The sequence below is a fragment of the Hymenobacter sp. DG01 genome, assembly GCF_006352025.1.
GTDB lineage: Bacteria > Bacteroidota > Bacteroidia > Cytophagales > Hymenobacteraceae > Hymenobacter.
Genome location: NZ_CP040936.1, coordinates 1,457,390 through 1,470,147, shown reverse-complemented (window position 1 = coordinate 1,470,147; position 12,758 = coordinate 1,457,390). Strand labels below are relative to the sequence as shown.

Genomic DNA, 12,758 nt, shown 5'->3' with positions numbered 1-12,758 from the left:
TCAACCGGCAACTGATACCTGACAACTGATTTTCACCACCACAACTCCCACCAATCATGCACCAGAACCTTCCCCAGCGCGACGCCTATGCGGGCACCGCTCCGGTGGGCGGCTCCTCGTCCTCGGACGAGGCCGTAACCCACGACAACAATGCTGTTTCGACCAGTAAAATCTGGCAGGTGATTACCGCCTCGTCGGTGGGCACCGTTATCGAGTGGTACGACTTCTACATCTTCGGCTCGTTGGCGGCTATTATCGGGCCGGTGCTGTTTGGCTCCACGGGCAAGATTGAGGATACTATTCTCGGGACGCTGGCCGTGTTTGGGGCCGGGTTTGTGGTGCGGCCGTTCGGGGCGCTGTTCTTCGGGCGCATCGGTGATTTGGTGGGCCGCAAGTACACCTTCCTGCTCACGCTGCTGATTATGGGCGGGGCTACCTTTGTAACGGGCCTGATTCCGAGCTACGACAAGATTGGCATTGCCGCGCCGGTTATCGTGACCATTCTGCGCCTGCTGCAGGGCCTGGCCCTGGGCGGCGAGTACGGCGGCGCCACTACCTACGTGGCCGAGCACTCGCCGGACAACAAACGTGGCTACTACACCAGCTTCATACAGATTACGGCCACGGCTGGCCTGCTGCTGAGCATTCTGGTGATTATCGTGACGCGCAAAACCATGGGCGAGGAAGCGTTTAAGGAGTGGGGCTGGCGCATTCCGTTCCTGCTCTCGGGCCTGCTAGTCATTGCCTCCTACTACATCCGCCGTAAGCTGCACGAGTCGCCGCTGTTTGCTAAGGCTAAGTCGGAGGGTAAAACCAGTGCCAATCCCCTGCGCGAGTCGTTCGTGAACCCCGTAAACCGCCGTCTGGTGCTGATTTCGCTGTTTGGCGCTACCATGGGCCAGGGCGTGGTGTGGTACACCGGCCAGTTCTACGCCTACTCCTTCATGCAGAATACCCTGAAGCTGGACCTGGTTGATGCCAGCCTGGTGCTGTGCATTGCCCTGATTCTGGCTACGCCCTTCTTCGTGTACTTCGGCTCTCTCTCGGACCGCATCGGCCGCAAGAAGATCATCATGATGGGTCTGCTCTGCGGGGCGCTGTTCACCTTCCCCATTTTCTACGGCCTCAAGCAGTTTGCCGGTCCGCTCACGGAAGTAACCGCTGCCACCGTAGATGCTACGGGCAAAGCCGTACCGGCCGTAATGAAGGCCCTGTCGCCCAATCTGTTTGCCATGACGGCCCTCACATTCTGCCTCGTGCTGTTCGTAACCATGGCCTACGGCCCCATTGCCGCCTACCTGGTGGAGCTGTTCCCCACGAAGGTGCGCTACACGTCCCTCTCGCTGCCTTACCACATCGGCAACGGCGTATTCGGGGGCTTCGTGCCGCTGATTGCCACCGCCCTCACCCTGCGCGCCGCTGCCTCCGACACGCCCTTTATCAAGGAGCACAGCACCCTGGCCGGCCTCGTGTACCCGGTAGGCATTGCCCTGATCTGCTGGTTTATCGGACAGGCCCTGATGAAAGACGTGCGCAACGTAAGACTGATGGAAGACAACCAGACGGCTTAAGCTGCTCCTTGACACTTAGGTAGATACTTCGCCCTACCCCCAGGGGTAGGCAGAAGAGAGTCCGTCGGGCCGGTGGTTCGGCGGACTCTGTATGAAAAGCCAGCCGGTTTGTATATCATTCACCTCATGTGTCAGCCTAAGGCGGCAGCCGAAGGACTCCTCCCGTCAGTAATTACTACCCCCAACGGAGCGGCAAAAGGTCGTTCGGCTACCACCTCAGGCTGACACCGCAGGCGAAGAGCCAGAACACCACTCCCAACTCTCAACTTCCCCGGATGATGCCGCCCATTTCCCCGCCGGAGCGCCCGGAACAGCGCCGGGGGCAGCAGCTGCTTTTCGTGGCCGTGCTGTTTGCCGTGCTGCTTAACTTTCCCCTGCTGGCCGTCTTCGACCACGAGGGTAGGGTAGGCGGCATCCCGGTCCTCTACCTCTACGTGCTGCTGGTATGGGCGCTGCTGGTGCTGCTCACGGGTTGGCTGGTGAGAAGAGGCGAAAAGTGAATAAGGTGATGGGGTGACAGGTGACAGGTAAAGGGGCAACCCTGATTGTCTTAAACCTGCGCTAGGCCTCATTCCATCTGCCCAGTCATTGCCACATCAACTCGTCCTGCCTTCTCCTTCTACCTGTCACCTGTCACCCCATCACCTGTCACCTGTCACCTCCTCACCTGTCACCCCATCACCCCTTGAACACCCTGCTTGTCATTGGCTTTTCCTTCGGCTACCTCGTCTTGCTGTTCGCGGTGGCCTACGCGGCGGAAAGACGTTCGGCGGCGCGGCGGAGCCTGGTGAGCAACCCCTACGTGTACGCCCTGAGCATGGCCGTGTACTGCACCGCCTGGACTTACTACGGCTCGGTGGGGCGGGCCGCACACTACGGCCTAGAGTTCGTGGGTATCTACCTGGGTCCCACGCTGATGGCCCCGGTAGCCTGGCTGGTGCTGCGCAAGATCATCCGCATCTGCCGGCTGCAGCGTCTCACCTCCATTGCCGATTTTATTTCGGCCCGCTACGGCAAAAGCGCCTCCCTCGGGGCCCTCGTGACGGGCGTTTGTGTGCTGGGAGTGGTGCCGTATATATCTCTGCAAATCAAGGCTATTGCCGCTTCCTTTGATATCTTGACTGGAGGTGGAGAGACCTTGCTGACCAGTGGGGGGGTAGGGGTTTCCTCGGCCTTCGTTACCACGGTGGCGCTGGCTTTCTTCACCATCATTTTTGGGGTGCGCTCCATTGAGGCTACCGAGCGGCACGAGGGCATGGTGCTGGCCGTGGCTCTGGAAAGTCTGGTGAAGCTGGTGGCCTTTCTGGCGGCTGGCCTGTTCGTAACCTACGGCCTGTTCAGCGGCTTTGCCGACGTGTTTGAGCGCGCCGCCCAGGTGCCCGACCTGAGCCGGCTATTCACCCTGCAGGGAGCCGGTACCGCGCCCGGACAGTGGCTGACACTGCTGCTGCTGAGCATGGCCGCCATCCTGCTGCTGCCCCGGCAGTTCCAGGTATCGGTGGTGGAAAACGTGAATGAGGACCACCTGCGCAAAGCCATGTGGCTGTTCCCGCTCTACCTCATCATCATCAACCTATTTGTGCTACCCCTGGCCTTTGGCGGAAGGTTGCTGGACGGTGATGGGCACTTCGATGCTGATACGTTTGTGCTGGCCCTGCCTCTGCAGGCGGGGCAGCCCTGGCTGGCGCTGCTCATTTACCTGGGCGGACTGTCGGCGGCTTCCTCCATGATTATCGTGGAAACCATTGCTCTGAGCGTGATGATGAGCAACCACCTGCTCATGCCCCTGCTGGTGCGGGTGCCGGCCGCCCGCGGTGAGGGTCCCAGTTGGTTTGCCTACCTGGGGCAGGTAGCCCTGCACAGCCGTCGGTTGGCCGTGGTACTGGTGCTACTGCTGGCCTACGGCTACTATGCCGAGGTAGGGCACCTGCTGCCGTTGGTGAATATCGGGCTGGTGTCGTTTGCGGCGGTAGCGCAGTTTGTGCCCGTAGTGTTGGGCGGCCTCTATTGGAAGGGTGGCACCCGGCCGGGCGCTACCGCCGGTATTATGGCGGGCTTTGTGGTGTGGTTTTTCACGCTGGTGCTGCCCACTATGGTAGGGCCTGAGCTTCTGCCCGACTCCGTTTTGACCCAGGGGCTGTTTGGGCTGAGCGGGCTGCGGCCATTTGCACTGTTTGGGCTGGAAGGCCTCGATTATCTTTCTCACGGTCTGTTCTGGAGCTGGTTTTTCAACGTGGGGCTCTATGTGGGCGTGTCATTGCTGCGGGCGCCTTCGGCCCTGGAGCAGCACCAGGCCGATGTATTCGTGGATGTGTTCCGGCACGGTTCCGGCTTCGAGGGGGCGGCTGGCTGGCAGGGCGCCGCGCCCTTGCCCGACGTGCGGGCCCTGCTCACGGGCTTCCTGGGAAAAAAGCGCACCAACCAAGCTCTGCACGCTTTTCAGGACCGCTTTCCAGATGCCCATAGCCCGGACAGCGTAACACCCACCCAGGCTGATCCGCGCCTGTTGGCCTACGCCGAAAAGCTGCTGGCCGGCTCCATCGGTCCGGCCTCGGCTCGGCTGCTGTTGCGCTCCTCGGTGGGGGTAGAGGACATCAGCTTCGATAATGTGGTGGGCATTCTGAAGGAAAGCCAGCAACTGCTGGAGGCCAACCGCCAGCTCCAGAAGCAGCAGCGCCAGCTGCAGCGCCTCACCCAGGAGCTGCAAGCCGCCTACGATCAGCTCCAGGAGCTTGATCAGCACAAGGACGAGTTCCTGTACACCGTTACGCACGAGCTGCGCACGCCCCTCACCAGCATCCGGGCCCTCTCCGAAATCCTTTCCGATAACCCCGATTTAGAAGAGGAAGAGCGCCACCGTTTCCTGCTCACCATCACCAAGGAGTCGGAACGGCTCAGCCGGCTGATTACGCTGGTGCTGGACCTGGAGAAATACGAATCGGGCAAGGCCACCCTCGACAAAACGCCCGTGGATGTGGCCGATGTTATCACTGACGCTCTGGAGGCCGTGGGCCAGCTCCTGCGTGACAAACAGATTCACCTGGATCTGGCCGTGCCGCCCGGTTTGCCACCCCTGGCCGGCGACCGGGACCGGCTGATGCAGGTGCTGGTAAACCTGCTATCCAACGCCGTGAAATCGTGCCGCCCCGATGGCTCCGGCCGCATAGCAGTGCTGGTAGAAGCCCCCGTCAACGTGCTGCGCATCACGGTGCAGGACAACGGCAAGGGCATTGACCCGGAGTTTCACCAGCTCATCTTCGACAAGTTCTTTCAGGCCCGCAACCAAACTATGCGCAAGCCCGAAGGCTCCGGCCTTGGCCTGGCCATCACCAAGAAAATCGTGGAGCTGCACGCCGGCCGCATCTGGGTCGAAAGCGCCCCCGAGCAAGGCGCCCGGTTTTCGTTTGAGCTGCCCGTTTTTGATTGATAATTAAAAATTGGCCTGAACGACCTCTGCGCTCCTCCGCGAAACCCTCTGCGTTCCTCTGCGGGAACCACGTCTGAACCTCACCCGCCCCCGAAAACAAACCACCCGTCATGCCAACGACTCCTCATATTCTCCTGGTCGATGACGAGCCCAACATTGTCATGTCGCTCGAATTTCTGATGCGCAAAAGCGGCTACCAGGTCAGCATAGCCCGCAACGGCACCGAGGCCCTGGAAGCCGTGGACCGCACCGCCTTCGACGTGGTACTGCTGGACGTGATGATGCCCGATGTGGACGGCTACCAGGTGTGCCGCCACCTCCGCCAGCGCCCCGACCGCTCGGGCACCCGCGTCATCTTTCTCTCAGCCAAAAGCAAGGATGCCGACATCCAGAAGGGCTACAAAGTGGGCGCTGATATGTACATTCCGAAGCCCTTCAGCACCCGCCAGCTCATGGATAAAGTAAAAGAGTTGCTGGCTACCCCCGCCTGAGCGCCAAACTTCCGGGAAGCCTACCCCCTCATTTGAACTGAAAACTATCTAACCCTAACCGTCTCTCCACCCATGCCCGAACATGCCCGCATCCGCACCCTGGAAGAATACCACGAGGCCTACCACCTCAGCATCAATCACCCCGAAGAGTTCTGGGCCTCGGTAGCCGAGCCCTTTACCTGGCGCCGCAAGTGGGACCAAGTGCTTAGCTCCGACATGCCGGCCGGCCGCAACGAGTGGTTCCGGGGCGCCCGCCTCAACATCACCGAAAACTGCCTTGACCGCCACCTGGCTACTCGCGGCAACAAGCTGGCTATCATCTTCGAGCCCAACGACCCGCACACCCGCCACCTGCGCCTTACCTACCGCGAACTGCACCAGGAGGTCTGTAAATTCGCCAACGTGCTGCACAACAACGGGGTAGAGAAGGGCGACCGGGTGTGCATCTACATGCCCATGATTCCGCAGCTGGCCATTGCCGTGCTGGCCTGCGCCCGCATTGGGGCGGTGCACTCCGTCATTTTTGCCGGCTTCTCGGCCACGGCCATTGCCGACCGGGTGAATGACGCCCAGGCCAGCGTAGTACTGACTTCGGATGGCCTGAACCGCGGCGCCAAGCAGATTCCGGTGAAGCGCGTGGTGGATGAGGCCCTCGATAGCTGCCCGTCGGTACGCCGCGTGATTGTAACTGAGCACCTGGGCTGGCCCGTGCACATGCAGGAAGGCCGCGACGTATGGTACCATGAGGAAGCCGAGGGGGTAGCCAAAACCTGTCCGGCCGAGGAAATGGACGCCGAAGACCCGCTGTTCATCCTCTATACCTCGGGCAGTACGGGCAAGCCCAAGGGGGTAGTACACACCACGGCCGGCTACATGGTGTGGGCCGACTACACCTTCCGCAACGTGTTCCAGATCGAGGAAAACGACGTGTACTGGTGTACTGCCGATATTGGCTGGGTGACGGGCCATACCTACTTGCTTTACGGCCCGCTGCTGGCCGGTTCCACTTCCCTCATGTTTGAGGGCGTGCCGACCTACCCCAGCCCCGGCCGCTTCTGGGAGGTGATTGACAAGCACTCAGTTACTATTTTCTACACCGCGCCCACGGCCATCCGCAGCCTAATGGCCGCTCCTTTGGACCACGTACTCAGCTACTCGCTGGACTCCCTGCGGGTGCTCGGGTCGGTGGGAGAGCCTATTAATGAAGAAGCCTGGCACTGGTACCACACCCACGTAGGCAAGGAGCGATGCCCGGTGGTGGATACCTGGTGGCAGACGGAAACTGGCGGCATCATGATTTCGGCCCTGGCCGGTATTACGCCCTCGGTGCCAGCCCGCGCCGGCTTGCCGCTGCCCGGCGTGCACCCCGTGCTGCTCAACCAGGAAGGGCAGGAAATTCAGGGCAACGACCAGGAAGGCTACCTCGCCATCAAGCAGGCCTGGCCCGGCATCATCCGTACCACCTACGGCGACCATGAGCGCGCCCGGCAAACCTACTTCGCCCCGTATCCCGGCTACTACTTCACCGGCGACGGCGCCCGCCGCGACGAAAACGGCCTTTACCGCATCATCGGCCGCGTCGATGACGTGATTAACGTATCGGGCCACCGCTTCGGCACCGCCGAAATCGAAAACGCCATCAACCAGAACTCCCACGTGGTGGAGTCGGCGGTGGTGGGCTACCCCCACGATGTAAAGGGGCAGGGCATCTACGCCTACGTCATCTGCCCTGAGGGTGTGCCGGAGGCGGAGGTAGAGCGCCAGCGCATTGAGGCCAGCATCATTGAAACCATTGTGGCCGAAATCGGCAAAATCGCCAAGCCCGATAAGATTCAGATTGTGTCGGGCCTGCCGAAAACCCGCTCCGGCAAAATCATGCGCCGCATTCTGCGCAAGGTTGCCGAGGGCGACACCAGCAACCTCGGTGACACCACCACCCTGCTCGATCCGCTGGTAGTAGATGAAATCATCAGCGGCCGGAAGTAAACTTCCTTTGTTCTTGCTTAAAACGCCGGCCTGTACAGGCCGGCGTTTGGCGTTATAATGTGCTGGGTATTCGCTGAGGGGAGACCCTTATTCTGACATAAAAGAATACCATATGTGAAATTAAAGCTATTAACTATCAGAGTCTTGTGTTTTATAGTTGAGATTTTTTACAGGCTGCTTCCGTATGCAGAGCTCCCTAATAGTACTGCAGTATGAAATCAGAAAATGCACAACCAGCTGTGCCCCCGGTGGGTAAGCCTAGTATGGCGCGGGTGGTGGAGCGCAATATTGAGGCGCTGCTAAAACGGCAGCAGGAAGAGGAAGGGCAGAAGTGCTGGCAAGACCGCCTGGCTGACGCCGTTACAGCCTTCACGGGCAGCATAACCTTCGTTTTTATTCACCTGGTGCTGTTTGGACTCTGGATATTTTGGAACGTGGGCTGGCTGGGACTTAAGCCCTTCGACCCCTCGTTTGTGGTGCTGGCCATGTTCGCGTCGGTAGAGGCCATTTTCCTGTCCACTTTTGTGCTCATCAGCCAGAACCGCACGGCGGCGCTGGCCGAAAAGCGGGCGGAACTGAACCTGCAGGTAAACCTGCTGGGAGAGCACGAAATCACGCGTCTGGTGATTCTGGTAACCGAAATGGCCCGCAAGATGAACATCGAGGCTGCCAATGACCCTGAAATACATGAGCTGGCGAAGGACGTGCAGCCCGAACACGTCCTGGAGACCATTGAGAAGAAGCAGGGGCAGATGGAGCAAACGAAATAAGCACCGCGCCACCCGCACGGCCGCCTGACCCAGACGGACTCTTTTATTAGTGAGAGAGTTGTGGCCGGGTACTACAGAAACGGCCGCCCTACCAAGCAGGGCGGCCGTTTCTATGCGGTTCAAAAGCGCTTTTTTCTCCTGCTGACCCGGCACCCGGGTATGGGCTCCTACAACTGTGGCGCCGGCAGTACCTTGCCCGTTACCTCCCCGAAGCCAATGCGCAGGCCGTCCCGCTCACAGTAGCCACGCATAGTTACAGTGTCGCCATCGAGCAGGAACTTGCGCTCCGAGCCGTCGGAGAGGGGTAGGGGGCGGGTACCGCGCCAGGCCAGCTCCAGCATGGAGCCCAGCGAGTCGGGGGTAGGGCCCGAAATGGTGCCCGAGGCGTACAGGTCGCCCACCTGCATATTGCAACCGTTGGAGGCGTGGTGGGCCAGCTGCTGGGCCATGCTCCAGTACATCAGCCCAAAGTTGGAGCGCGACACGGTGGTTTCCGGGCCGGCTTCGGGCTGAATGGCTACCTCCAGGTTGATGTCGAAGTTATGCTGGTCGAGCTGGCGCAGGTAGAGCAGGGGCTCGGGCTCCTGCACCGGCCCGGCCACCCGGAAGGGCTCCAGGGCATCGAGGGTAACCACCCACGGCGACACGCTGCTGCCGAAGCTCTTGCCCAGAAACGGCCCCAGCGGCACGTATTCCCAGCTCTGAATGTCGCGGGCGCTCCAATCATTAAACAGCACCAGCCCGAAGATGTAGTCCTCGGCGTTCTGCACCGGCACCGTGTCGCCGAGCTGGGTGCCGCGGCCTACCACAAAGGCCATTTCCAACTCAAAATCCAGCTGCTGTGAGGGGCCAAAAGAAGGTGCCGGAGCATCAGGGGCCTTGCGCTGCCCGTTGGGCCGACGGATATCGGTGCCGCTCACCACAATGGAGCTGGCCCGGCCGTGGTAGCCAATGGGGATGTGGCGCCAGTTGGGCAGCAGAGCGTTGGCCGGGTCGCGGAACATCATGCCCACGTTGGTGGCGTGCTCAATGCTGCTGTAGAAATCGGTGTAGTTCTGAGGCTTCACGGGGCGCAGCATCCGCACCTCGGATTGGCGCACGAGGCACTCGCGCATGATTTCGTCGGAGCGGAGGGCGTCGTTGTCGTGGCGCAGCAGCTCCGAGACGCGCTGGCGCACCGCCCGCCACACCGGCCGGCCCAGGGCAATGAACTGGTTGAGCGAGCGGCGCCGGAAAACCTTCGGCATCTTCGGCCCCAGCTCCAGGTCTTGGAAGAAGCCGAATTGTGACACAGCGTACAAGTCCAGCACGTACTCGCCAATGGCTACGCCTAGGCGCGGCCCGCGCTCCTCGGTTTCAAACACACCAAAGGGCAGGTTCTGAATGGGAAAGTCGCTGCCGGGGGCAATATCAATCCAGGAGTGTAGGCTCGGGTCGTTGGGGTTCGCCATAGGGGGTAGGGATGGTGGATGGTCCGGCAAAGGTAGTGGGGTGGGAGGAATAGCGCCGGGCCGTGGAATCCTACGAAGCCACTATCTTGTGCCGTAGCTCCCGCCACGTATTGCCGCTACTGCTTCAGGAGTGTTGTTTCGGTTATAGAACACATGTCGGACATATAACCGAAATTGAAACACAGCAGTGTTTCGGCAATAGACTATTGTGAGCAATCTAGTAAAAAGTACATCAGGCCATAATTTTAACATTAAGCTATGGATAATAAGCATTACGAAAAGCCAAGACCAATTATTCCTGCTGAAACTCGCAGAGCAATTGAAGTTGAATCAGGATATAGCTGTGCTGTTAAAAACTGTGGTGAGCATACCTACTTGGAGATACATCATATAGATGAAAATAGAGAGAATAATAAATTAGAAAACTTAATACTACTGTGTGACAAACATCATAAAATGGCACACGCAAAAGTGATTGACAGAAAATCTCTTCAGGAATATAAAAAATTATTGGTAAACTCATATAATTCTATACTAATTGAAAGATTCAATCAATTAGAAAAACTAATTAAAGAAGATAAGATTAATCAACCAATTCCTCAGCCCTCTGTTATTCAGCCTGTTGATGAAAATGTTAAGAAATTAGTGCCTGATCGATATGAGATTTTAAATTTTTGTTTGTGTCATATTGCCATAGCTCACTATGAAAAAAAGAACCAAGTTTATTTTGAACACCAAGTAGAATTTGTTAGAGGTAATGATCGGCTATTATTAGATGCATTACGACAAGATGATGATTTGCCAGAAGATATAATCATTGAGTTTCAATACTTGAGGAAGTCATATCAAGATGCAACTGTATATGGGTCATGGGTTGATAAAAAGGTGGAAATATATGAAATGCTAACAGGTCGCAAAGCAAAAGGAATTTTACTTGTAGTAGTGGGGTATAAAAGAATGATCGGAGATAGGTACTTAGAATATACTCGAAAGGGAGTAGAAAAATTGGCTAGTAATGTTTCTTTGGTTGTTTACTCTTGCGAAGAAGTAGGTTTCCACCCTGGAAATATAAGTGCATCACTATTCGCCTCTAATTTAAAATAATAATTATAAAGGTATAGTTTGTGAAAATAAATTGCTCGTAATAGCCGTTTTACAAAATCGGGGACGTGCTTTTATGAAAGTAATGTGCTGAATTGAAGCATTGTGAATTTAATGATATTTAGCGCTAAAAATCTCCGCCTTTGCAAAGCGTTGACATTTACTCCTACAAACCACAAAAAGCCACAGCGCCCCGCCCCAACCGGAAAACCGGCAGGAGCGGGGCGCTGCGTGTATTAAAGCAGAAATCTAGAACTGCGGCGTCGGCACGGGGGTAGGCGGCACCGGGTGGCCGGTCTGGCCGGCGGGCTGCTCTGCCATGGGCGTGGAGTTGATGGCCTCCACAGCCCGGATTTCCGGCACGGCCTTCTTCACCGACTCCTCCACCCCGGCTTTCAGGGTCATCGGCGACATGGGGCAGGTGCCGCAGGCACCCAGCAGCTCCAGCTGCAGCACCATATCCTCGGTGATGTCCAGCACGCGCACGTTGCCTCCGTCGGCGGCGAGATAGGGCCGGATGGTGTCCAGGGCCTGCTCAATGCGGGGCAAGAGCGGGTGTTGTTCTACGGCGGCGGAATGCGTCATGGAGCTATGATTTTGCTGCTGATTAGGTCCGGAAGGAAACAAATAGCAGCGGAGTACTTTACCAAAGGTAACGCTTTTGGGGCGTATGAGGGCAACACCTGGTTCAGCCGTAAAGTTGCCTAAGGCTAGGGTTGAGCTTACGCCAACCCCTCGGCAGAGTTACTGGCCGCTGGTACCCCCACCCCAGGCAGAGCTACTAGCGGCCAGGTGCCAGCACCTGTTTAGGAGTTCATTTTCACCACGTTGGTGCGGGGTGCCACGGCGTTGCGGATGGAAACCTGGCGGGCCAGATCTTCGGCCAGCTGCTCGAACACCGCGGCGGCCGGCGAGCCGTCCTGCAGGATGGCGGGCGTGCCCTGGTCGCCGTTTTCGCGGATGCTCTGCACCAGCGGGATATGGCCCAGCAAGGGTACTTCGTGCTTGGCCGCCAGCTGCTGGCCGCCGCCTTCCCCAAAGATGAAATACTTGTTGTTAGGCAGCTCGGCGGGCGTAAACCAGGCCATGTTTTCCACGATGCCCAGCACCGGCACGTTGATCTGGGGTAGGCGGAACATCTGCAAACCTTTCTCAGCGTCGGCCAGGGCTACTTTCTGGGGCGTGGTCACGATGAGAGAGCCGGTTACGGGCACCGTCTGCACCATAGTCAGGTGAATGTCGGAAGTTCCGGGAGGCATGTCGAGGAGCAGGTAGTCCAGCTCACCCCACTCCACCTCCGTAATAAACTGCTTCAGGGCCGACGAAGCCATGGGGCCGCGCCACACAATAGCCGACTCGGCCGGGGCCAGGAAGCCAATGCTCATCAGCTTCACGCCGTGGGCTTCCACCGGCTGAATCAGGTTGCGGCCCTGCTCGTTCTGATAAACGTGAGGGCGGGCGGCTTCTACCCCGAACATCAGGGGCATGGAGGGGCCCGAAATATCAGCGTCCACGAGGCCCACTTTAGCGCCGGTTTTGGCCAGGGCAATGGCCAGGTTGGCCGTAACGGTGCTCTTGCCTACGCCGCCCTTGCCCGAGGCAATGGCAATAATATTCTTCACGCCGGGCAGTACATCCTGGTTCTGGCGCATGGTGGTTACGCGCGAGGTCATTACAATCACCACCTCAGCCTCCGGGTCCACCATCGTATGAATGGCCCGCTCGCAGGCATCGTGAATGAGCTGCTTGAGGGGGCAGGCGGGGGTAGTAAGCACCACCGTAAACGACACGCGGCGGCCCTCAATGGCCACATCCTCAATCATGTTGAGCGTTACGAGGTCCTTGCCCAGGTCGGGCTCCTCCACGTAGCTCAGGGCCTTGAGGACGGCTTCTTTGGTTATAGTTGCCATTATAGTCAGGGGAAGAAAGTGCGAAAGCAAAGCGCAAAGATAACCCGGAAA

Annotated in this window: 10 protein-coding genes; 7 read left to right on the top strand and 3 right to left on the bottom strand. The window is 58.4% G+C overall.

What is annotated here, in order from left to right; genetic code table 11:
* The first annotated feature begins 56 nt into the window (after positions 1-56).
* The 6 genes from FGZ14_RS06285 (at position 57) to FGZ14_RS06260 (ending at position 8,245) form a co-directional block, all read left to right on the top strand.
* Positions 57-1,571: an MFS transporter gene (locus FGZ14_RS06285; RefSeq protein WP_139922316.1), complete on the top strand. Its 1,515-nt coding sequence runs from the start codon at positions 57-59 to the stop codon at positions 1,569-1,571.
* 275 nt (positions 1,572-1,846) lie between these two features.
* On the top strand, positions 1,847-2,071 hold the full coding sequence (locus FGZ14_RS06280) for a hypothetical protein (protein ID WP_257883359.1): 225 nt from the start codon (positions 1,847-1,849) through the stop codon (positions 2,069-2,071).
* A 185-nt stretch (positions 2,072-2,256) separates the two neighbouring features.
* Positions 2,257-4,998 carry a sensor histidine kinase gene (locus tag FGZ14_RS06275; protein ID WP_139922312.1) on the top strand — a complete coding sequence of 914 codons (2,742 nt, stop codon included), beginning with the start codon at positions 2,257-2,259 and terminating at the stop codon, positions 4,996-4,998.
* A gap of 110 nt (positions 4,999-5,108) precedes the next feature.
* On the top strand, positions 5,109-5,489 hold the full coding sequence (locus FGZ14_RS06270; RefSeq protein ID WP_139922310.1) for a response regulator transcription factor: 381 nt from the start codon (positions 5,109-5,111) through the stop codon (positions 5,487-5,489).
* A gap of 72 nt (positions 5,490-5,561) precedes the next feature.
* Positions 5,562-7,475: an acetate--CoA ligase gene (acs, locus tag FGZ14_RS06265; RefSeq protein WP_139922308.1), complete on the top strand. Its 1,914-nt coding sequence runs from the start codon at positions 5,562-5,564 to the stop codon at positions 7,473-7,475.
* 212 nt (positions 7,476-7,687) lie between these two features.
* Positions 7,688-8,245 (top strand): DUF1003 domain-containing protein, encoded by a 558-nt coding sequence (locus tag FGZ14_RS06260; protein ID WP_139922306.1) that lies wholly within the window; start codon positions 7,688-7,690, stop codon positions 8,243-8,245.
* Between the two features lie 167 nt (positions 8,246-8,412).
* Here the strand turns inward: FGZ14_RS06260 and fahA are convergent, their stop codons facing one another.
* Positions 8,413-9,696: a fumarylacetoacetase gene (fahA, locus tag FGZ14_RS06255; protein ID WP_139922304.1), complete on the bottom strand. Its 1,284-nt coding sequence runs from the start codon at positions 9,694-9,696 to the stop codon at positions 8,413-8,415.
* Positions 9,697-9,954: 258 nt separating this feature from the next.
* Between fahA and FGZ14_RS06250 the strand changes: the two genes are divergently transcribed.
* Positions 9,955-10,800: an HNH endonuclease signature motif containing protein gene (locus FGZ14_RS06250; protein ID WP_139922302.1), complete on the top strand. Its 846-nt coding sequence runs from the start codon at positions 9,955-9,957 to the stop codon at positions 10,798-10,800.
* Positions 10,801-11,046: 246 nt separating this feature from the next.
* Here the strand turns inward: FGZ14_RS06250 and FGZ14_RS06245 are convergent, their stop codons facing one another.
* Positions 11,047-11,382: a NifU family protein gene (locus FGZ14_RS06245; RefSeq protein WP_139922299.1), complete on the bottom strand. Its 336-nt coding sequence runs from the start codon at positions 11,380-11,382 to the stop codon at positions 11,047-11,049.
* Positions 11,383-11,603: 221 nt separating this feature from the next.
* Positions 11,604-12,707, bottom strand: a complete 1,104-nt coding sequence (locus tag FGZ14_RS06240) for an Mrp/NBP35 family ATP-binding protein (protein ID WP_139922297.1) — start codon at positions 12,705-12,707, stop codon at positions 11,604-11,606.
* Between the last annotated feature and the right edge of the window lie 51 nt (positions 12,708-12,758).